Origin of the sequence: Allobosea sp. OAE752 (assembly GCF_050433265.1) — a bacterium.
Lineage (GTDB): Bacteria > Pseudomonadota > Alphaproteobacteria > Rhizobiales > Beijerinckiaceae > Allobosea > Allobosea spartocytisi.
The window spans coordinates 209,508-231,051 of record NZ_JBNPXO010000006.1 but is presented as its reverse complement, the minus strand read 5'-3'; the positions used below and the strand labels follow the sequence as shown (position 1 = coordinate 231,051).

General features: G+C 67.2%; 19 protein-coding genes. 3 read left to right on the top strand and 16 right to left on the bottom strand.

All coding sequences use genetic code 11. The features are described from left to right. Nucleotides 1-2 precede the first annotated feature (2 nt). From GGC47_RS17670 to GGC47_RS17640, 7 genes are all read right to left on the bottom strand, one after another. Nucleotides 3-770 (bottom strand): hypothetical protein, encoded by a 768-nt coding sequence (locus tag GGC47_RS17670; protein WP_429068564.1) that lies wholly within the window; start codon nt 768-770, stop codon nt 3-5. Beyond that, on the bottom strand, nt 767-2,014 hold the full coding sequence (locus GGC47_RS17665; protein WP_142023132.1) for a glycosyltransferase family 4 protein: 1,248 nt from the start codon (nt 2,012-2,014) through the stop codon (nt 767-769). Before GGC47_RS17665 ends, GGC47_RS17670 begins: the two co-directional genes overlap by 4 nt. Then, nucleotides 2,011-2,841, bottom strand: a complete 831-nt coding sequence (locus GGC47_RS17660) for a class I SAM-dependent methyltransferase (RefSeq protein WP_142023131.1) — start codon at nt 2,839-2,841, stop codon at nt 2,011-2,013. The genes GGC47_RS17665 and GGC47_RS17660 overlap by 4 nt, the downstream gene beginning before the upstream one ends. After that, on the bottom strand, nt 2,838-5,132 hold the full coding sequence (locus GGC47_RS17655) for a glycosyltransferase (RefSeq protein ID WP_429068563.1): 2,295 nt from the start codon (nt 5,130-5,132) through the stop codon (nt 2,838-2,840). The genes GGC47_RS17660 and GGC47_RS17655 overlap by 4 nt, the downstream gene beginning before the upstream one ends. Before the next feature lie 147 nt (nt 5,133-5,279). Continuing rightward, nucleotides 5,280-5,939: a calcium-binding protein gene (locus tag GGC47_RS17650; protein ID WP_038363243.1), complete on the bottom strand. Its 660-nt coding sequence runs from the start codon at nt 5,937-5,939 to the stop codon at nt 5,280-5,282. A gap of 281 nt (nt 5,940-6,220) precedes the next feature. Then, nucleotides 6,221-7,576, bottom strand: a complete 1,356-nt coding sequence (locus tag GGC47_RS17645; RefSeq protein WP_156115956.1) for an HlyD family type I secretion periplasmic adaptor subunit — start codon at nt 7,574-7,576, stop codon at nt 6,221-6,223. Beyond that, complete coding sequence (locus tag GGC47_RS17640) at nt 7,573-9,330, bottom strand: type I secretion system permease/ATPase (RefSeq protein WP_038363241.1); 1,758 nt, start codon at nt 9,328-9,330, stop codon at nt 7,573-7,575. Before GGC47_RS17640 ends, GGC47_RS17645 begins: the two co-directional genes overlap by 4 nt. A 326-nt stretch (nt 9,331-9,656) precedes the next feature. On the opposite strand from GGC47_RS17640, the gene GGC47_RS17635 reads away from it, so the two are divergent. Further along, entirely contained in the window at nt 9,657-10,271 is a 615-nt protein-coding gene (locus GGC47_RS17635; protein WP_133565511.1) for a MarR family transcriptional regulator, read from the top strand. Continuing rightward, on the top strand, nt 10,268-11,413 hold the full coding sequence (locus tag GGC47_RS17630) for a glycosyltransferase (RefSeq protein ID WP_370955069.1): 1,146 nt from the start codon (nt 10,268-10,270) through the stop codon (nt 11,411-11,413). The genes GGC47_RS17635 and GGC47_RS17630 overlap by 4 nt, the downstream gene beginning before the upstream one ends. Nucleotides 11,414-11,703: 290 nt before the next feature. Here GGC47_RS17630 and GGC47_RS17625 read toward each other — a convergent pair whose 3' ends face one another. Beyond that, a complete protein-coding gene (locus GGC47_RS17625; protein ID WP_038363236.1) occupies nt 11,704-11,922 on the bottom strand; it encodes a YjiS-like domain-containing protein in 219 nt (72 codons plus the stop codon). 103 nt (nt 11,923-12,025) lie between these two features. Between GGC47_RS17625 and gcvA the strand changes: the two genes are divergently transcribed. Next, entirely contained in the window at nt 12,026-12,958 is a 933-nt protein-coding gene (gene gcvA, locus GGC47_RS17620; protein ID WP_142023125.1) for a transcriptional regulator GcvA, read from the top strand. 30 nt (nt 12,959-12,988) lie between these two features. Here the strand turns inward: gcvA and GGC47_RS17615 are convergent, their stop codons facing one another. From GGC47_RS17615 to GGC47_RS17580, 8 genes are all read right to left on the bottom strand, one after another. Next, nucleotides 12,989-13,849: a metal ABC transporter permease gene (locus GGC47_RS17615; RefSeq protein ID WP_370955071.1), complete on the bottom strand. Its 861-nt coding sequence runs from the start codon at nt 13,847-13,849 to the stop codon at nt 12,989-12,991. Further along, nucleotides 13,846-14,703 (bottom strand): iron/manganese ABC transporter permease subunit SitC, encoded by an 858-nt coding sequence (gene sitC / locus GGC47_RS17610; protein ID WP_185748043.1) that lies wholly within the window; start codon nt 14,701-14,703, stop codon nt 13,846-13,848. Before sitC ends, GGC47_RS17615 begins: the two co-directional genes overlap by 4 nt. Continuing rightward, on the bottom strand, nt 14,700-15,605 hold the full coding sequence (locus GGC47_RS17605; protein WP_142023123.1) for a manganese/iron ABC transporter ATP-binding protein: 906 nt from the start codon (nt 15,603-15,605) through the stop codon (nt 14,700-14,702). The genes sitC and GGC47_RS17605 overlap by 4 nt, the downstream gene beginning before the upstream one ends. Then, nucleotides 15,602-16,510 carry a metal ABC transporter substrate-binding protein gene (locus GGC47_RS17600; RefSeq protein WP_142023122.1) on the bottom strand — a complete coding sequence of 303 codons (909 nt, stop codon included), beginning with the start codon at nt 16,508-16,510 and terminating at the stop codon, nt 15,602-15,604. The genes GGC47_RS17605 and GGC47_RS17600 overlap by 4 nt, the downstream gene beginning before the upstream one ends. 151 nt (nt 16,511-16,661) lie before the next feature. Next, nucleotides 16,662-17,633, bottom strand: a complete 972-nt coding sequence (locus GGC47_RS17595) for a Csu type fimbrial protein (RefSeq protein WP_081925387.1) — start codon at nt 17,631-17,633, stop codon at nt 16,662-16,664. Then, entirely contained in the window at nt 17,624-20,053 is a 2,430-nt protein-coding gene (locus tag GGC47_RS17590; RefSeq protein WP_142023121.1) for a fimbria/pilus outer membrane usher protein, read from the bottom strand. Before GGC47_RS17590 ends, GGC47_RS17595 begins: the two co-directional genes overlap by 10 nt. A 10-nt stretch (nt 20,054-20,063) precedes the next feature. Next, a complete protein-coding gene (locus GGC47_RS17585; RefSeq protein ID WP_142023120.1) occupies nt 20,064-20,780 on the bottom strand; it encodes a fimbrial biogenesis chaperone in 717 nt (238 codons plus the stop codon). 119 nt (nt 20,781-20,899) lie between these two features. Then, nucleotides 20,900-21,385, bottom strand: a complete 486-nt coding sequence (locus GGC47_RS17580) for a Csu type fimbrial protein (protein ID WP_142023222.1) — start codon at nt 21,383-21,385, stop codon at nt 20,900-20,902. Nucleotides 21,386-21,544 lie beyond the last annotated feature (159 nt).

Here is a 21,544-nt window from a genome sequence, read left to right as displayed (position 1 = left end):
CCTCAACCTCCCCAGAGCGTCACGGCAAGCGTGGCGAAGGACATCACAGCGGCGAGCGTCGAGAGGAAGCCGAGGATCACCGTGACCTGCCGGAGCGGCGCGCGCGCCTCCTTGCGGATCGCCATGAGGCGCTCGTCGAAGGCGCGCAACGTGCCGTCGAAGCGAAGCTGGAAGACGTCGAGCTCGCCGAGGCGGCGCACGATCTCGCTTTGCGTCTCGGCCTCCACCTTGCTGGCCTCGGCGAGGGCGTTGTTCTCTTCGAGACGCGCCGCGATGCGGTCGAGCTTCTCGTTCAGCTCCTTCTGGACGAGCTGGGCGCGCCGGTTGAGCGCGATCAGCACCTCGACCTTGTCGAAGAAGCGGGCGAGCGGCACGGCGATCGCGGCCTCCGCCGCCAGCTCGTCCGCCGCCGGCAGGCGCAGTTCCAATTCGGCCCCGGTCGCCGGCGAGATGCCGACGACCTTGAGGCGGCCGCGTGCCGCGACCAGCCTCTCGTCGAGTTCCATGGAGAAGGCGTGCTTGCCGTCGCCGATGCCGTTGCGACGCAGATCGATGCGACTTTGATCCGCCTTGGCCTCCAAAGCGAGCTTGCCGTCGCAATAAAGCTTCACCGTGACGGCCTGGTCGGGACGGGTCTCGTCCCAGATCCAGCCATGCAGGCGGTTGCCGTCGAGGGCGTCGATCCGTCCGTTCAGCTTCGCCGGCTCGACATTCGGCGCGTCGACGCGCGGCAGCCGGAGTTCGTTGTTCTGGTTGGTCGCGGTCATCATGCGGCCTCCGCGAGCTTGAGGCTGTCGAAGAGGGCGAGATGGCGGGCGGCGCATGCGGCGAGCGAAGGCTGCTCGGCGATGCCGTGGACGAGGCGCTGCCACAGCCCGGCCTCCTCCATCGCCCGGCGCATGGTGCGGGCGAGCGCGGCCGGATCGCCCGGCCGGACATGCAGCCCGTCGATCTCGTCGCGCACCATCTCGGCCATGCCACCGATATCGCTGACGATCAGCGGCCGGCGATGCTGGAAGGCTTCCTGGATGACGAGCGGCGCGTTCTCCCACCAGATCGAGGGCATCACCACCCAGTCGATCTCGGCCATCAGCGCCGGCACCTCGTCGCGGGCGTAAGCGCCGCAATGGGTGACGACGCCTTCGGTCCCGGCGAGCGCGGCGTCGAGCGCGCTGGTGAAGGCCTCGCTCTGGAACGGCGCGCCGCCATGGATGCGCAGGCTGAAGCCGCTCTCCCCCGAAGCCTGAAGAATCCTGGCCGCCTGCAGCAGCGGCAGCACGCCCTTCCAGGGATTCAGATTGCCGAAATAGCCGAAGCTGGCGCGCCGGCCCGTCGCGCGGCGGTGCGGAACCGGCTCCTGCGCCGGCCGGGCATTGGCGAAGACCTCGATCCTGTCGCCCGGCAGGCCCCATTCGATATAGCGCTGGCGCAGGAAACGACTCGGCGCGACGAAATGATCGACCGCCGCCAGATGCGTCTTGATGAAGCGCTCGCGCAACAGGAAGCGGTCGGCGCCGATCTCGGGGAAGCAGCCATGGCAGCCCGCCGGCGAGGCGCCGGCGCAGCGCTGCCGGTCGCCCGGCCGCACCATCAACCCGTCATGGTGGCAGATCGGATAGTAGTCGTGCAGCGTCATCACGATCGCCGCCCGCGGCAGCAGCCGGCGCGCCAGCGTCAGGAATTCCGCGCCGATCAGGGCGAGATGATGGACATGGATCACGTCCGGGCGGAACTCGCTGAGCAGCGTCCCCAGGTCCTGCAACGTGCCGTAATGGTCGATCTGGCTCATGTGGAAGCGGTCGTAATGCGCGCTCCACAGCACCACGTCCTCGCCGACGGATTGCAGCGCCGTGCCCGGATGCGGCTCACGATGAATCGTGTTGGTCGCGCCGAGGAAGAGCACCTCGCAGCCCTGCTCGCGATAGGCGCCCGCAAGGTCATGCGCGAAGATCTCGGTCCCGCCCGGATGCAGCGCGGGGTGGTTGTGCGCGACGACGAGGATGCGGCGGCTCATGGCCGGCCTCCCGGCTTGGTCGCGATCAGCACGTCCTGGTAATGCGCCGCGCTGATACCGCGCCAATGCCCCGGACGCAGGGCCTCGACGGCAAGCCCGGCCTGCATCGCCTGCTCCAGCAGGAAGCCCGCATCGATCCCAGCCGCCGCAAGCGGCGCCTCGTCGATCGCATACCAGCCCGGCCCGTCCTGCCAGCGCTTGAACGAGAGGCGCTCCTGGCCCGTGCTGCCGTCGATCGCAAAGGCGGTGAGGAAGAGCCGACCGCCCGGCGCCAGCAGGCGCGAGGCTTCCTGCAGATAGACCACGAGCTCGTCGGGCGGCAGATGCGTCGCCACCGAGATCATCGTCACGAAGTCGAAGCTGCCATTGGCGAAGCCGAAGCGGACCTCGTTGCCCGGCAGCGACCCCTGCGGATTGTAGAGCGGGTGGGCGATGTCGAGGCGCTGGAAGCGGAAGCGCGGATAGGCCGGCGTGATCGTCTGGGCGCACCAGAGGATGCCGTCCATCACCGGGTCGACACCGTCATAGCTGCCCCGTTCGGGGTCGAGATACTGCGTCAGCGGCACCGCCATGCGGCCGATGCCGCAGCCGATATCGAAGACGCGCTCATGCGGCATGAGCCGGCCGATCCGGACGAAGTGGCCGAGGAATTCGGCGCCGATGGCGCGATAGTCGCCATCGCCGACGAAGATCGAATCCGGCGGCGGATGCGGCATAAAGCGGTTGGTCTGAAGCCCGGCCAGCAGCCAGTCGAGCTCCGGCCCGGCCGGGGCGCTCGCGGGCGCCGGTTCGGGCGCGATCTGTCTCAGGGCCGTCATCGCCGTCATGCCGCGGTCGCTCTCCTGAAGCTGAAGCGGGGAACAAGGTCGGGTTCGCTCGGCGCCTGTGCCTGCAGCAGCGCGGGCTCGGCCGCCGAGGTCTCGAAGGCCTGCATCAGCGCGGCGATCTGCGCGTCCCAGCGCCGCATCTGCAGCCAGGCATTGTGCTGGGAGGCGGCGCCGCGCGTGTAATCAGTGCTCTTGGAGATCGACTGGCGCTCGAGATGGTAGAGCGCAACATCCGGCACATAGATGATGCCGAGGCCGGCGCGCCGGATCTTGAGGCACAGATCGCTGTCCTCGTAGTCGCCGATCACATAGCTCTCGTCGAAGCCGCCGAGCTCGCCGAACAGCTCGCGCGCCATGACGATGCAGGCGCCGGTGACGCCCGGCACCGGGCGCTCGACATTGGCCGGCGCATAGCTGCCCGGCATGCCCTTGAAGTAATGATGGTTGAGCCAGGTGCCTTTACTGTCGCGCTTGAAGAAAAGGCCGGCATGCTGCAGCGAGCCGTCCTCGTAGAGCAGCTTCGGGCCGACGGCACCGACCCGCCGGCGCTTGTCGAGCTTGGCGACCAGAGCCGGCAGCCAGCCATTGCCGACGGGGATCACGTCGGAATTGACCAAAGCCAGCGCCTCGCCGCGCGCCTGGCGCGCGCCTGCATTGCAGGCGGCCGAGAAGCCGCCATTGCGCCGCATCGCCACGAGCTGCATCGGCAGGCCGTAGGCGAGATGCAACCCGCCCAGGAGATGCGCGACCTCGGCCTCGTGTTCGGGAGAATCGAGCACATAGATCAGCTCGGCGTTCTCGGCGAACCAGGGATCGCCTGCGAAGGCCGCGACCTGCACGCGCAGGAAATCATAGACGCGGTAGAGCGGGATCACCACGGAGGCTTTCGGCCGGGACGGGCCGCGGCCGAAAGCTTTTACCTCGGGCTCCGGCCGGTTCTCGCGCAACTCCTCCTGGCAAGCGGCGAGGATCGGCGCGAGCGTCTCCTCGAGCATCGCGCCGGTGAGATATTGCGGCGGGATCGCCGAAAGCGCCCGCGCGCGGATCGTGGCCGCGTCGGCCGGCTGCACGGGCGGGCGCAGCGTCAGCACCGTCCCCGATTTCAGCCTGATCTCGCAGCGCGGCTGCAGCACCGGCGCCCCGGCGGCATAGTCCGGGGCGAAGGCGGCGAAGCCGATGGCGGCCCGCGTCTCGCCTTCCGCCCCGCTCGGCAACCTGACCGGGAAGCGCTGGAGGCGCGAGAGCATGGCGATCGGCTCGCCGGTGCCGCGATGCAGCAGCACCTCCTCCAGGAGATCGTCGGGATCGCGCAGATAGCCGCCGATCAGCAGGCCCGCCCGGTTGCAGACCGCGAGATCGAGCTCGGCGGCGGGCAGATCGTCGTTGCGGCGGACATGCTGGACGGCGAGAGGCGCCCGGCGCTGCATCTCGACGGCGAGAAGCCGGCCCTGCTCGGACAGGCCGGCGAGCTGCTCGATGACCCAGTTGCGCAGGCCGTCGCGGCTCGCGGCCTTGCCGGCCCACCAGCGGCCGAGCGAGGGCGCCGCCTGCCGCCCGGGCAAGGTCCTGACCACGAGGGAGCGCTCGCTCTGCAGGATCAGCAGGCCGCCGCCGCGCACCGGCGGCTCCTCCAGCACGAGATGAAGCTCGCGCTGGCCGTTGCGATCGGCTGCGCCGAGGCGCGACGGCAGCTCGAGGCGTGTGAGGCCGGCGCCGTCCAGGCGGAACGCCGTGCGCAGCGCGTCGAGATCGGCGGGGACGACGGTCTCGGACAGCCATCGGCCCTCGACCAGCGCCGCGCTGGGCTGCATCGCGGCCGGCTCGGGAAAGAGAGCCAGGAGAAGCTGGCGCAGAAAGGACAGGTAGCTCGGGACCGCGGCGAGGTTGAACAAGGGCGGCCAGGCCCGTACCAGCGCATTGGCGAGCGCCAGCCGGGCCCGCGGCGTGAGGTCCTTCAGGATGTCGTCGGGATCGGCCAGACCGTGGACCAGCGCCGGGTCGAACGCTGCCGTCACGTCGCCCTGCGGGCCGTGGTCGGAGAGGGTCGCGACGATGCTGTCATGGCCGGAGGAGCGGAAGGCGACGGCCAGCCTTTCGCGCCCGTCGCGCAGCCCCAGCGAGATCGAGGCCGCGGCGAGGCGCCGGCCACCGCCCGTCAGCGCGATCGACGGCTTGCCGAAGGGCGAGGCTTCGAGCGTCCAGCAGAGCAGGAAGACCGAACCACCAAGGCGATGGAGCTCGAGTTGGGTCGGGGCCGCCACCGCCGTGGCGGCGGGCGCAAGTGAAAGCATGGGGTTCTCCTGCCGCACGGAGGATCCCGGAGCGCTCGGCGAAGAGGGAAATCCACCTCCCGGGAAGCCGCGCGCTCCGGAGCGTTGTCGGGCGCGTCGCCTTCCGCCCGGCCGCTGCCGGCCGGACGGACACGCGCGTCAGGACGATCAGGCGATCGAGAAGTAGCTGTGCGGATCGGCCTGGATGTCCTCGGCGGTCACGCCGACGAGGGTCAGGGTGTCGCCATGGCCGAGATCGATGACGGTGTTGCCGCCGACCGTGGTCGCGCGCGCCGCCACGTCCTCGGCCGTCGCCACGCCGGTGCCGTTGATGTCATGCGCGATCTGCAGCATGTCCGTGCCCGCCTCGAAATCGAGGACGACGTCGTTGCCGCCGCCACCGGTGAAGACGAAGACATCGTGTCCGGCGCCGCCGATCAGGACGTCGTCCCCGGCGCCGCCGAAGAGGATGTCGTCGCCCGCGCCGCCGATCAGCACGTCGTTGCCGTCGCCGCCATACAGGACGTCGTCCCCCTTGCCGCCCTGGAGAATATCGTCTCCCGCGCCGCCCTGAAGGACATCGTTGCCATTGCCGCCGGACAGGACATCATTGCCATTGCCGCCGAAGAGGATGTCGTCGCCATTGCCGCCGAAGAGCGCGTCATCGCCCTCGTCGCCGTAAAGCACGTCGTCCCCTTTATCGCCGAAGATGAAATCATCCCCGTCGCCACCATGAACGAAATCGTCGCCGTTGCCGGCGTGGATCACGTCGCTGAAGCGAGTCCCAATCAAAAAGTCGTCGAATGCACTTCCTTCGATCGTCGCCATTCGGCACCTCCTAAGCGATCTGGTGAACCCGGACCTGTCCGGAAATCCGGCCGCAAATCCTGTGTCCGGGAACGGTTCCGACAGCATCGCAAGCGTCACGCCGTCGCTCGACTCTTAGAAGATTACTCAATGCGTGCGTCGCAGCAAGCTTTTTATTGTGACTATTTTGCGATGCACAAAAATTTAGACTTCATTTTATTCGGCAATTCTTCCGACAATCCCGAGAATATACTTCCAATTTCGAAATATCCCTCGCCATCCGCTCCTCGCCTCGGGTCGCGTCAATCCTCGCGGAATGCCCGGTTGAAGCTGTCGGTGAAGGGCGAGATCAGATAATCGATCGCGCGGCGCGCGCCATTGACGATCATGACCTCCGCGGTCATGCCGGCATGCAGCACGATCTTATGGCCCTTCAGGCTGTCGGGATCGATCTCGGCGCGCACGACGAAATAGGCAACGCCGGATTTCTCGTCGACGAGCTGGTCCGGCGCGACATAAGTCACCTTCGCCTCCAGCGGCGGCAGGGTCCGCGAGTTGAACGCGGTCAATCGCACGCGGGTGGGCGCCCCGACGCGTACCACATCGATATCGCGCGGGTCGACCTTGGCCTCGACGATCAACGGCTCGTTCTCCGGCACGATGTCGAGGATCGCCTCGCCGGCCGTGATCACGCTGCCGGCGGTGCGCATGCGGATATTGGTGACGATGCCCTCCTGAGGAGCGGTCACGATCAGGCGGCGCAACACGTCCCGCGCCTGGACGATGCGCTCGATGACCTCCGACAGCGCCAGCTGGGCATCCTGAATATCGCCAGCGATCTGGTTCTGCCGCTCGAGGCTGATCGACAGGATCTCCAGATTGGCGCCGGCCACGGCCTGCTCGGCCTTGGCCTTGCGCGCCGCGAATTCGCCAGCCCGCCCGGAAAGCTCGCTCTGCCGCGTCTGCAGCTCGACGAGCTGGCTGCGCTTGGCGTAGCGCTTCTCGTAGAGATCGGTGAGAATCCGGACCTCGTCGTCGATCAGGGAGCGCTGCCGGATGGTGGCGTCGATCTGCGCGTTCAGCGCCTCGGACTCGGCCTGATGCTGTTCGATGACGCGCTGCTGGATGTTGATCTTGCCGTCATGGACCTGCGCGCGTGACTTGAACAGCGTGAGCTCGGCACGCAGCACCTCGCGCGCGATCGGGCTCTCTCCCCGCTCGACGATGTCGGGGAAGTCGACCTCGGCTGCATTCGCCTGCTCGGCTCGGAGGCGGGCGAGCTTCGCCTCCAGCCCGATCCGTTTCGCCTCGAGCTGCTGCAATTCCGCACGGGCGCGGGCATCCTCCAGCCGCAGCAGCGGTTCATCCTTGGCGACCCGCTCGCCCTCGGCCTTGAGCAGGGTCTTGAGGATGCCGCCTTCGAGATGGCTGACCGTCTTGCGCTTGCTGTCGACGGCCACGACGCCGCTCGCCACGGCGGCGTTGTCGAGCCGGGCCGTGACCGCCCAGGCGCCGAAGCCGCCGAAGCCGACGCCGATCGCCGCCACCCCGGCGAGAACCAGGCTGCGCAGGCTCGGCACGCGCTCCTCCGGTTCCTGCCACGCGGCGGAGGCGACAGGCAGCATTTCGGGGCGTTTGATCAGGGAGTTTCCGGTCACGCCTTCACCTCGCGAACGGACGGAGCGGATGGGGCGGCATTCGCCGCGGCCGGCTCGATCTCCACACGCCCGCCGGGCGTGATCATGCCGGCGATCGCCGCACGCGGGCCGAATTGCTGCACGCGGCCGTCCTTCAGGATCAGGAGCTTGTCGACGACCTGCATCACCGAGGGGCGGTGCGCGATCAGAATGACGATGGCCCCGCTCTCGCGCGCGGCCGCCACGGCGCGGATCAGGCTCTGCTCGCCCTCGGCGTCGAGATTGGCGTTCGGCTCGTCGAGAACGATCAGGCGCGGCAGCCCGTAGAGCGCGCGCGCCAGGCCGATGCGCTGGCGCTGGCCGCCGGACAGCTTGAAGTCGCTGTCGGCCACGCTGGTGTCGTAGCCGAGCGGCAGCCGGCCGATCAGCTCATGCACGCCCGCGATGCGCGCCGCCTCGAGGATCGCATGCGGATCGGGGGCCCGCATGCGGGCGATGTTCTCGGCGATCGTGCCGTTCAGGAGCGAGACCGATTGCGGCAGATAGCCGACCATGGCCCCGAAGGAGCCGCGCTCCCAGAGATAGGTGCTGTGGCCGTCGAGATAGACGCCGCCGGCATTCGGCTTGAGGACGCCGACGAGCAGCCGGGCCAGCGTCGACTTGCCGGCGCCCGACGGCCCGACGATGCCGAGCACCTCGCCCGGCTCCAGCGAGAAGGACACGCCCTTGATCACGGTCTGCTCCGAGCCGGCAGGAGCGAAGATCACGCGATCGACCACCAGATCGCCCTGGCAGGGCGGCGTCGGCACGGTCTGGCGCTGCGAGCTGCGCGACAGCACCAGCTCCCGCACCCGCTTCCATGCGGTCGCGGCCAGCACCCATTGCCGCCAGTCGGTGATCATCGAATCGAACGGCGCCAGCAGCCGGCCGAGCAGGATGCTCGCCGCCATCAGCGTGCCGGCCGTGACCTCCGCGCGGATGATCAGCACGGCGCCGGTGGCATAGACCGCCAGCTGCATCGTCATCCGGCACGAACGCGTCAGCGCCGCGATGAACTTGGCGCGGCGCGTGCCCATGTCGAGCTGCTCGATCATGACGAGCTGCTGTCCGCGCCAGCGCTGCGACAGCGCCGGCAGCATGCCCATCGCCTCGATCGTCTCGGCGTGACGCAGGCTGGAGCCGACCTCGTTGATGCTGGCGACGCCGGCCTCGTTGGCCTCCTTGAGGATCCGGCGGGTCAGCATGTCCGAGAGCACCCCGAGCAGCAGCAGGATGATCAGCGACGCCAGCCCGACCAGCCCGTAGACGGGGTGCAGCATGAACAGCACGGCGAGGAAGACCGGCGACCAGGCGGCTTCGAGCGGTGTCGCGATGGCCGAGCTCGCGATGAAGAAGCGGATGTCGTTGAGATCGCGGATCGCCTGCGTCGCCTGGCCCGAACCCTGCTCGAGCGAGGCGCTCACCGCCGCCTGCAGGGCCGGCAGGTTGAGCCGGCGCGCGAAGATGCTGGCCATGGTCTGGAAGGTCAGCGAGCGGATGAACTCGATCGTGCCATAGAGCGCGAGCGCCCCCACCGCGACGACGAGCAGCATCGTCAGCGTGTCGTAGCTGTGGCTGACGGTCACCCGGTCCTGGACCTGCATCATGAAGAGCGGGACGGTCAGCAGCAGCAGATTCACGCACAGGCTGAGAGAGCCGGCATAGCCGAGGCCGCCCACGAACGACCGCTGCAAATCCCTGACCAAGGCGTCGGAGGCGGTCTGCACAGCCTTCATTCCTATCTCCGGAAAGCGAGGGTTGCCGAGCCAGAAGGATGACGTCACCATTGCGCGACGCCGACCAAGCGTCAGCATTGGGAACGTGATATGCGCGGAGTGTCAAGATTATGACAGATTAGAACTCTATCTCCTCACGCAGCGACTCAGCAAATGCGGCGTGATTATGGGATATTTCGAAATTCGAAGTAGTTTCCATCTAATTCACGTTTGATAAATTCTTATCTTTTGGCCACGCAGTATGGCACGTGCTTTGCCATAGGCTTCACTGGGGAAAGGGAGAAAAAAGGGTGGATTGTCCAAAACTCGATCAGACGGGGTAAGGAATGCACTTCAAATTGCATGGCGGCGGGCAATTTTCAGGCAGATCCTTGAACGGCCATCACCAGCCCAACGGCGATGGCGATCTCGAGGACGGTCCCGAGCGAAGGCTTTCCGCCTTTGATCTGGCCCGTGTCATCGAGCGCGTGAGCCGAAGATTTCTCGACTATCTGCGCCTCGAGCTGGGCAAGCTCGGCATCGAGGACATCTCACCTGCGCAGGTGATGATTCTGTTAACCATCGGGCAAGGTGAGATCGCGGTCCGCGACCTGCTGGATCGTGGGCATTACGGGGGCTCGAACGCCTCCTATAATCTCAAGCAGCTCGTCGAGAGCGGCTATCTCGATCGAACGGCGTCGCCACGCGACCGCCGGCTGGCCAAGATCTCGCTCTCGCCCAAGGGGCAGATGCTCTGCGAGCGGCTGCGCCTGCTCGACGAAACCAGCCAGTTCAGCCAACGCTCCGAGAACGGAACCGAGGCCGATCTTCTGACGACTCACGAAACCCTGCGCCGTCTGGAGCAGTGGTGGAACGATTCCCTCCGTTACGGCGGTGTCTTACTGGCCTCATGCATATCCTATTCGTTCATCGTGCAGGATCTGGTCAGTTCGCTTCTTTGATCGCGAGCCTCGTCGCCCAGGGCGACGAGGTCACGCTGATCACCGAACGCCCTGCGCAGGAGCAGGCCGGCGTGCGGCAACTGACCTATGCGGTCGGGGAAGCATCGACACAGCACCCGGCGCTTGCCGCCACCGACTATCATCTGCGCACCGGGGAGGCCGTTGCGCAGATGATGACGTCCCTGAAGACGACCGATCCGCCCGATGTCGTGATCGGGCACACTGGCTGGGGCGGGCTTCTCTTCGCGCGTGACGCGCTGCCGGACGCCGCCTTGATGGGTTACTGCGAATATTACTACCGCAGTTCCGGATCGGATCTGGATTTCGGTGCGACCGCGCCGATCCCCCTGGCGGAGCGGCAGCGCATCCGCATGCGCAACGCCGCGCAGCTCCTCGCTCTCGACACGCTCGACGCGGCCTACGCCCCGACGCAGTGGCAACGCCGGCAATATCCCACAGCCTATCGTCAGCGCATCGCCGTCTGTCATGACGGGATCGACACGGCGCTCTGCCGGCCCGAGCCGCAGGCGCGCTTCACCTTGCCGGATGGCCGCGAGCTCGCGCCGGGCGCGCCGGTCGTCACCTTCGTCGCGCGCGACCTCGACCCCTATCGCGGCTATCCCCAGTTCATGCGCGCCGCCGCCATTCTGGCGGAACGCGATCCGGACCTGATCTTCGTGGCTGTCGGTGGCGATGGGGCGGGCTATGGCCGCCCACGCGACGATGGTCGCGTCTGGCGCGAAGCGATGCTGGCGGAAACCGGCCTGGCCGATCGCATCGTGCACATCCCCTGGCTGCCTCATGACGAACTGATCAGGCTGTTCCAGGTCTCGGCGGCACATGTCTATCTGACGGTCCCCTTCGTGCTGTCCTGGTCGCTGCTGGAGGCGATGGCCTGCGGCTGCCTCGTCGTCGCCTCCGACACGCCGCCGGTGAGGGAGGTGGTGCGCGACGGCATCAACGGCCTGCTCGCCCCGTTCGACGACCCCGCCTTGCTGGCGCGGCGCATCGGCGAGGCGCTGCGGCACGCCCCCGCGATGGCGCCTCTGCGCCACGTCGCACGCGAAACGATCCGGGCCGGATATGAACGCGAGCGTTGCGTGGACCGCCAGATCGGCTGGATTCACAGGCTGAGCGGCTAGCCGCTGCTACGCGCGGGCATTTTCGGGCGAGGCGGATCGATACCAATGCGCATGAGGAAAATACTCGGGCAACCCGACCTCAGCCCGGCGCGCCGCGAAAGGCCGGCGGGGGCTTGAGGCGGCGCTGAAGGCCTCGACCAGCTCGCCGGTCGGCCGTTCGCGTTGGCGAAACAGGAAGATCGGAACCCGTATCGCCGGCCGGAAGTTGCGGAAGACGAGGCCGTGGCCGTCGCGCATCCGCGTCGCGTGCGGCCTCGCTTCACTGCCGGCCTCTTTCCGCGCCGATCGCCTCAGGCCGTTCCGGCCGGCCGGCGGGCGTCGGCGTTGACGCGCTCGACATCGCTGCGCGACAGAGCGAGATCGGACAGGCCGCGCTCGTCCATCGCATAGAGAGCGCGCGCGCTCGCCCTCGCATCGAGCCAGGCCTCGAGCTGCAGCAGGAGTTTCAGGGCGCCGCCGCGCGAGCGATGGGAAAGGGAAAGCTGGGCTGTGGCTGGGCTTGCGAACATGGCATGCCTCTCAGGTGACTTGATTGCCCGGGAATCTGCGCCTTGCCGCGGCGTCAAGCAAATGCGAAGTTCTTCGCATTGCCCAAGTTGAGCTTGGCCTGCCATGAGCCGCCGCCATCTTCCGCCGCTGGCCTCCTTGCGCGCCTTCGAGGCTGCCGCCCGGCATCGCAATTTCGAGAAGGCAGGCGATGAGCTGGCTGTCACCGCCAGTGCTGTCGGCCAGCATGTCAGAGCGCTCGAAACCTGGCTGCGGCGCCCGCTCTTCATTCGGCTGCCGAGCAAGGGCGTCGCCTTGACCGAGATCGGCGAGCGCTATGCCGCGACCGTCTCGCAGGCGCTCGACCAGCTCAACGAGGCGACGGCGCGGGCCTTGCGCCCGGAGACGCCGAATGTCCTGACCGTCAGCACCCTGCCGAGCTTCGCCCTGAACTGGCTGATTCCCCGGCTCGGCTCGCTGAAGGAGCGCCAGCCCCATCTGGAGGTGCGGGTCGAGGTCTCGGTGAGCCTGGCCGATTTCGCCCGCGAGAATGTCGATGTGGCGATCCGCTCCGGCCGCGGCGACTATCCGGGCCTGCGGGCGGATCTCCTGATGGAGGAGAATTTCTTTCCCGTCTGCAGCGCCTCCCTGCTCGGCGATCCGGCCCGGCCGCTGCGCGAGCCGGCGGATCTCAGCCATCACACCTTGCTGCACGAGATCCCGGAGGGAATCCCCGACTTCGTCACCTGGCCGCGCTGGCTCGCGGCGGTGGGCATGTCGCAGATCGACGCGAGCCATGGGCCGCGCTTCTCGCATACGTTTCTCGCCCTGCAGGCTGCCGCCTCGGGACAGGGCGTGGCGCTCGCGACCAATGTCCTGATCGGGGATTATCTCGATGCCGGCCGTCTGGTCCGGCCCTTCCCGGATCAGGTCAGGGGTCCGCACCAGTATTATCTGGTCTGCCCGGAGGCGTCGGCGCAGCGGCCGGCGATCGCCGCGTTCCGGCAATGGCTCCGCGACGAGGCGGCAGCCCATCGCCTCGCGGCCGGCCCGGGATGACCGCGTCGTTCCGCTGAAAGTCAGCCCGTTCTAATGAAGTGGACGCGCGGCACCATCCGGCCGGGTTTCGGGCGTCCTGCGGCTCGCATGGGCCAGCGCCAGGATGAAGGCGAGCGACAGCAGGAGCACGATGGTCGGCGCCGGCGCACTGTCGATGAAGAACGAGAGATAGACCCCGAGGAACGAGCCGATCACGGCCATGACGACCGCCGCGAGCAGCATGGTGCTGAACCGGCGGGTCAGCAGGAAAGCGAAGGCGCCCGGCGCGATCAACATGGCGATGGCCAGGATGATGCCGACGGCCTGCAGCGCGCCGACGATCGTCAGCGAAATCAGGCTGAGCAGGCCGTAATGCAGCAGGTTCACCCGAAGGCCGACCGCCCGCGCCTGCGCCGGATCGAAGGCGTGCAGCAGGAAATCCTTCCATTTGATGCCGATCACGCCCGCTGTCAGCAGGGCGATCAGCGCGGCCCCGCCAATATCGGCCACGGAGACGCCGAGCATGTCGCCGAAGAGAATATGGTCGAGATGCACCTCGGACTGGATCTTCACATAGAGGACGAGACCGAGCCCGAACATGCCGGAGAAGACCACGCCCATCACGGTGTCCTGCTTGATCCGGCTGTTGTCCTTCAGGAAGCCCGTTGCGGTGGCACAGATCATCCCTGCGGCGAAAGCCCCGACGGCATAGGGAAAGCCGAGGATGTAGGCGAGGACCACGCCGGGAAAGACGGCATGGCTGATCGCATCGCCCATCAGCGACCAGCCCTTCAGCACGAGGAAGCAGGACAGCAGCGCCATCGGTATGGCGACGACCACCGCGATCACCAGCGCATTGACCATGAAGTCGAAGCGGAAGGGCTGGAGCAGCGTCTCGACGAGGATCGTCATGCGGCCTCCAGGGTGCGGGCGGCGCGGCGACGGGCGGCCAGCATGCCGTGCTTGGGCGCGAGGAAGAAGGCGAGCAGGAAGATCGCCGTCTGCAGCACGACGATGATGCCGCCGGTGGCTCCGTCGAGATGATAGCTGGCATAGGCGCCGGCGAAGCTGGTCAGCGTGCCGATCGCAACCGCGATCGCCAGCAGCCGGGGGAAGCGATCCGTCAGCAGATAGGCGGTGGCGCCGGGCGTGACGACCATGCAGATGACGAGGAAGGCCCCCACCGTCTGCAACGCCGCGACGGTCGAGGCCGAAAGCAGCGTGAAGAACACCAGCTTCAGAGCGGTCGGGTTGAGGCCGATCGAGCGCGCATGGCTCTCGTCGAAGAAGGTGACCATGAGGTCCTTCCATTTGACGAGCAGGACACCGAGCGAGACGAAGCCGATCAGCGCGAGCTGAATCGTGTCGGCGGGGGTGATGGCGAGGATGTTGCCGAGCACGATGGTCTGGATGTTCACCGAGGTCGGCGACAGCGACACCATGAACAGGCCAAGCCCGAAGAAGCTCGAGAAGATCAGGCCGATGATGGCATCTTCCTTCAGCTTGGTCCGCTGGTTCAGGAAGAGCATCGCGCCGGCGGCGAGCCCGCCGGAGAAGAAGGCGCCGATCGAGAAGGGCAGGCCCAGCATGTAGGCGCCGGCCACGCCCGGCACGATCGCATGCGACAGCGCATCGCCGATCAGCGACCAGCCCTTCAGCATCAGGTAGCAGGACAGGAAGGCGCAGACGCCCCCGACGAGGGCCGAGACCCACATGGCGTTGCGCATATAGCCGTATGAGAAAGGCTCGAGGAGAACGGCGATCATTCCCCGCCTCCTTCGCGCATCCCGGCCTCCCGGGGGGCCGCCCTGCCTTCGTGCAGCATCAATGGCCGCTCGTCGTCAGTGACGACGCCGACGGGCGCCTGTCCGGCGCCCTGCGCCTCGTTCAGCACGACATGGCGCAGCACGCCGCCGAAGGTCTTCTGCAGGTTCTCCTGGGTGAAGGTGTCCGCGGTCGGGCCATGGGCCAGGACCGTTCCCTTGATCAGGATCGTCCGATCGCAGAATTCCGGCACGGAGCCGAGATTATGCGTCGAGACCAGCATGACGCGGCCCTCCGCTCGCAATTCGCGCAGCAGCGCGATGATCCGCTCCTCGGTCTTGACGTCGACGCCGGTGAAAGGCTCGTCGAGCAGGATGACCCGGCTGTCCTGGGCGAGCGCCCGCGCCAGGAAGACGCGCTTCTTCTGGCCGCCCGAGAGCTCCCCGATCTGGCGCTTGCGAAAAGCGCCCATGTCGACGCGGGCGAGCGCAGCATCGACGGCCGCGTGATCGGCGGCTTTCGGGATGCGCATCAGGCCCATGCGGCCGTAGCGGCCCATCATCACGACATCCTCGACCAGGACCGGGAAGTTCCAGTCGACCTCCTCGGCCTGCGGCACATAGGCGATGAGGTTCTGGCGCAGCGCCTGCCGGACCGTCAACCCGAGCACGCGGATATCGCCCGTGGCGAGGCGCACGAAGCCCATGATCGCCTTGAACAGCGTCGACTTGCCGGAGCCGTTGACGCCGACGAGAGCCGCGATCGTGCCCGTAGGTATCCGGAAGCTCGCATCCCGCAGCGCCGTATGGCCATTGCGGTAGGTGACCGTCGCACCGGTCACCGCGATGCCGCCCCCCGCCTCGGACGCGGCGAGGAGGGCTTTGGCATCGACGGGCGCGTTCACTGCGCCAGCCCCTTGGCGATGGTGCCCGAGGTGACCTTGAGCAGGTCGATATAGGTCGGAACCGGACCGTCGCTCTCGCTCAGCGAATCCACATAGAGGACGCCGCCATATGTCGCCCCGGTTTCCCGCGCGACCTGCTGGGCCGGCTTCGGCGAAATCGTGCTCTCGGAGAAGACCACCGTGATCTTGTTCTTCCGCACCGCGTCGATCACTTTGCGGACCTGCTGCGGCGTGCCCTGCTGGTCGGCGTTGATCGGCCAGAGATAGAGCTCCTTCAGCCCGAAATCGCGTGCCAGATACGAGAAGGCGCCCTCGCTGGAGACAAGCCAGCGCTTCTCGGCGGGAACGGCGGCGAGTTCCGCCCTGATCGGCTCGATGGCAGCCTTGATCCTGGCCTTGTAGGCTTCCGCATTGGCCTTGTAGGTCTCGGCATTCTGCGGGTCGTACTTCGCGAAGGCGTCGCGGATGTTGTCGACATAGATCAGCGCGGCCGCGGGCGACATCCAGGCATGCGGGTTCGGCTTGCCCTTGTAGGGGCCTTCGACGATGCCCATCGGGGCGACGCCCTGCGAGACGACGACGCCCGGCACGTTCCTGAGATTCTGGAAGAACTTCTCGAACCAGAGCTCGAGCCCGAGGCCGTTCCAGAGGATGAGCTGCGCGCCCTGGGCGCGCTGGATGTCGCCCGGCGTCGGCTGGTAGTTGTGGATTTCGGCACCGGGCTTGGTGATCGACTCAACGACCGCCGCGTCGCCCGCGACGTTTTTCGCGATGTCCGCGATCACCGTGAAGGTGGTGACGGCCTTGAACTTGCCCTGGGCGGCGGCTGGCGAGCTGCCCAGCACGGCGGCGAAGGCGGCGCCCATGAAACCGGCCAGGACCGATCGACGCGAAGCAGCGGGCATTGAGGCATCCTTATTGACAATGAATTGCAAAAGCAATTCATTGCTACCTTGAAGTCCGCCGTACTTGCAAGTGCGATTTATTCGCAATTATGGAGGAGGAATTGCGCCCGACCCGCTGGAGGGCGGCGGCGTTCGACGACAGCGCGAGCGCTCAATAGGTGACCGTTGCTTGGATCGTATCGGCATAGGCGCCCGGCGACGGCGTCGCCTGAGCCGGCACGCGCCCATAGACGAATGTCGTCTGCGCCAGACCCGACCCCAGCCCCGCCAGGGTATTGGCACCGAGCGTGTTTCCGAACGCCTGGGTGCGCGCCGTATCCCGGTAGAGGCCGTAGGTGATCCCCTCGCCGCCCTTGACCATGCGCCGCAGCGTCGGATTGGTGGCGCCCGACAGGCCGCCATCGAGTCCGATCTGATAGGCGGTTCCGTTCGTGCAGGTCGGCGCCAGGCTGGTGAAGGCATCATGGGGCGCGGTCAGGACGCCGACCGGCCCGAAATTCAGGTCGCTGGTCGTGACCCTGCAGGTCGGCGGCACGTTCGCCGTGACGTTGAAGCTCCCAGACTGGGTGACCGTCAGCAGATTGCATCCGAGCAGGAAGGAGAGGAGCCCATAGCGGATCTGCGCGTCGGCGCCGGAAAAACTGCTGCTGTAAGGCACCGGCGCAGCCGTGGCCTGGCCGCTATAGACGCGGCCATAGATCGTGACGCTGCGGCTGCCGGTGCCGCCGGGCATGGACAGATTGAAGCCAACGGGCGATGCGCCTCCTGCCGCCCACGCCCCCGATCCCCAGGGGACACTCGCCGCCGCATCGGAGAACAGGCCGTAACGGAGCTGGTTGGCGCCGTTGACGAGGGTGCGATTCGCCGCATTCGTGCCGCCGCCGCTGCCGGGCCCCAGCTCTATGCAGACTCCCACCGGCAAGATTGTACCCGAGCAGGAGACCGTGGCCGTGGCCGTTCCGTTCACCTGCGCATTGGCCGTGACGTCGACATCGCCAAAGGCCAGGGGCGTGATGCTCAAGGAGCAGGATTGGGCGCTCGCCGGCCGGGCCGCCGGCAGCATCCCTGCCGCCGCGAGCATGGTCCAGAGGCACAGCCACAGCAGACCACGCGCTATTGGCATCGGACCGCTCCGATCGAGACTTGCGCCTTGTCCCGGGGCGCGAAGGGAAACCGCGCATGGCAGGATCCCGCCTCAAGCCGCACGACCACCTCGTTATCCGCCGACAGGTTCTCGATGAAGGCTCGGCCGTCATAGCCCACCGTGAATTCCGGCGCCGCGGCACTCGTCCCCCTGAGACCGGGCTGAAGCGCGCCCGTCGCCCCGACGCGCAAGGGGCGCCCCGCCGCGTCCTGAAGGATGACGATCGCCGCGTTGCTCATCGACCTGACGCCGAAATCGACGATCACGCCGGCCCGATCCGACGGGGCGCGCAATTCGACCGTGGTCTCCGAGGACGCATCGACCGGCAGGTCGCGGGGGTCGATCGAGATCCTGTTGGCCTGATAGGATCGCAGCGTCGGGATGAGCGCGCTGCCGGATGCGTCGGTGCGAGCGACCACCCGGTTCTCGAACAGCACGTCGACGCCGGGGACGCCGACCTTCGCCACGGCGAACGCATCGTCGATCCGGTTGCCGGCGAAGACGCTGCCCCCCGCGATCGCCACCGAGCCGTCGAGCTGCATCGTCCCGGTGAAACCTCCGTCGCCCTGCGCCACGCCGGCCTCGATCTGGCCGGCGGCGCCGCGATAGGCGACGGACGCCGCCCGCCGCGTCTGTCCGGAGGGCCCTTCGACATCGCGGATGCGCCAGCCGACGCTTCCGATCTCCTGGCCGATGGGCTTGTTGACGTCGGCCGCGAGCGACCAGGTCGAGCCCGTGCGGCTGGCGCCCGCCGAGGAGGTGATGTCGCTCCCGAACGGAAACGACAGCCCGGCGAAAACGCCAGCGGAACTGCGATCCGCCAGATCGGTGTAGAAGGTGGCGTAGAATGAACCACCGCCCCAGAGCGGCCGCGTATAGCTCGCATTCACGATCCGGTTGGCGCGTCCCAGCGCCGGCTTCACATGGGCGAAGCCGAGGCTGACCGCTCCGCCCAGCAGCGGCACTGGCACGCCGATCGAGACCCTGTCGAGCGCGCGCGGCGGCAGAAGCATCCGCTCCCATCTGTCGCCGCTCAGCGTCGGCGAGCCCGCCGTCGCGACATAGTCGGTGACGCCGCCGCCCAGCCCCGGGAACGGAACGCCGCTGACCGCCGCCAGATCCCTGTAGGCTCCGAAGGTTCTCTGGGACGCGGCCATGAAGGACACCCCCCAAAGCTGCGTCTCGAACGAAACATAGGACTGGCCGCCAATGCGGCCATCGTTCCAACTGCCGGCGCCCGCCGCGGTCAGGACACCGTAGCGACCGAGGCCGAAGACGCCGCCGACGCTACCCATGCCGAGCCCGCGCGTCCCCTCGCCATGAGCGACCACCGTGACGGTGTCGGTGATGCCATAACGCGCGCTTGCCGATCCCGCGACATCGTCGCCATAGAGGCTGGACCGCAAGCCGTATTGCAGGCGCGGCAGGCCAAGCTCGGCGGAAAAGTCGAACAGGCCCGGCCGGAGCAGATTGCTGGACACGACGAAGGGCAGGCTCGACTCGCTCTGCCGGCCCGAGGCGTCGCGCACGACCACGCTGGCATTGCCGTTGCCGGTGAGGATGGGGATGTTGGTGATGCGGAACGGGCCGCTGCCGACATCCTGTGAAATGGCCTTCGCGCCGTTGACGAACACGTCGACCGTCGACGGGACCGCCGCGGAACCCGTGACGCTGGGCAGCGGCAGCGTGATCAGGTCGGGGCGCAGCCCGAAATTCCGCTGGAACTGTAGGCCGCCCAGGCGGACGGGGCGGGTCCATGCCAAGCCGCTCGAGATCAGGTCGCCGGCACGGTAGGTCAGCAGGGTCTCCGGGTCGGAATAGGTCCAGCTCGTCTCCAGCCGGAGCGCTTCGGTCGATCCTCCCGCAAGCGACCGGTCGCTCAGGATCCCGGTCTGCGAGACCACGCCGATGGGGCTGAACAGCCGCGCGTCGAGCGTCGCGGACAGGGTGGGATAGCGCCAGAAGCTGCTCAATTGCTTGTCCTCGGATGTTCCGAAGAGCGTGTAGTTGAGGACGGCGCCGGTGCTGCCGCGCTCGGGCTTCGGCGCGGGCGTGGCGCTGGACGGTTGCGCGTCGTAGGTCTTGGGCAGGCGCCCCTCCGGCGGCAGCCTGATGTCGATCCGCTGCGCCGCCTCGTCATAGCGGAAGGTCAGGCCGGGAATGGCGAGCAGGGCGACCTCGTCCGCCGCCTTGAAGGCACCGGGGACCTTGACGCCGAGCTCCTCCAGCTCCTTGCGAAGCGCCAGGATGTCACCGCGAGGATTTTGACGGAAGGCGCCGATCAGGCCGATCGCCTGGCCGTCGAGAAGAACATCGAGATGCAGCTCGCGGCCCGTGCCGTCCTCGCCTCGAGCGGGGTTCGCAGCCCAGCACGCCGATCCAAGCACCAGCATCGCCATGGCTGCGAACCTAGCGGCTGGCGGACACCGGCAGCGGCGCATTGAACGAGCCAATGTCGGTCATGCCGGAGATCGTGAACCGCGCGCCCGACCTCGCTGACGGCGACGAGGGAAGGACCCATTGCATCGACGAACCGCCGAGCGAATAGCCGAGAAGCCCCTTCGTCTCGGACACCACCTTTCCGGAGGCGTCGCGGATCGTGACCGCGGCGAAGCGTGCGCGCCTTTCTCCGCTGTTCACCGCGCTCAGGGTCAAGCCCTTGTCATGGCGGCTGACCGACCAGGCGACCGAGGCGGGCGAAGCGGATTTCCGGCTGAAGAAGACGGGCACCACATGGCGCATGACCAGAGCCACGGTTCCGGGCGTGCGGTTCGGCTTGGGCAATTCGTCGATGACCAGCCGATACGCCTCCTCTCGCGCGACGGGCTGCCCCGTCACCCGGACGATCCGGACCGTGTAATCCTGACGGGAACGCAGCTGAACGACCGGCGGGCTGGCCACGACGTCGTCCACGGGCTCAAGCCGTTCGGCTCCGTCGCGCTGGATCCAGCGAAAGACGCGGATCTGGGCGGTGATCGGTTCGACATCCGTGTTGCGCAAGGTGATCGTCGCCGTGTTTCCGGGCGCCGGGAGGTCCAGCAGCACGGGGGCGACCTGCAGGGAAGCCGCATCCGCCACTCCGGCGATGAGGCTTGCAAAACCAATTCCGATGACCGCGCTCTTCATGCGGGTTTCCTTCTGTTCCGGCACAGCGGCAGGGATCGGCGCTGCGCATGCAGCTCCGTCGCGCCTCCTCCGGTTAGGCCTGGTCGATCGTCGGCGGCAGGCGAGCGCGATTGCGCCGGTCAGTACGTCACCGTCACCGTGATGGTGTCGGTGTAGAGCGCCGGCGCGGGGGTGGTTTGGGGCGGAACCCGGCCGTAGACGGTATAGTTCTGCGCCGCGCCGCTCCCGATCCCGGCAACGGTATCCGTCGCGATGGTCGATCCCCAGTTCTGGGTTCGGCCGGCGTCACGGAAAAGCGCGTAATTGATCAGGCCGCCGGTCCCCGCCATTTGGCGCGTCGTGACGGAGCCGCCATTCACGCCCTGGTTGAGCCCGATGGAATAAGGCGTCGTGGCCGTGCACTGGACACTGATAGTACTCGTCGAATCGACATTCGCCGAAAGGACGCCGGCGTTGCCGAAGTTAAGATCCGAGGCACTGACAACAATGCAGGTAGCCTGGATATTGATCTGAACCTGGAAATTGCCCGTCGCTGTGGCCGCACTCAGGGCGCTTGACACAAGGGAAGCTATCAGTACTGCCGGAACGAAATGTATTCTTGCCATGATAAAAACATCCATTGTCAGGAATTTAGGCAAGTCGATACAATAGGAGTATTGGGCCAGCTTGGTTAATGGATGCTTAACATCGCAACCTGAGCGTGCTGGCGCCGGCATCCGTTCACGCACCTCACGCGGCCTGCAATCCTCGGCACGAGGCCGGCA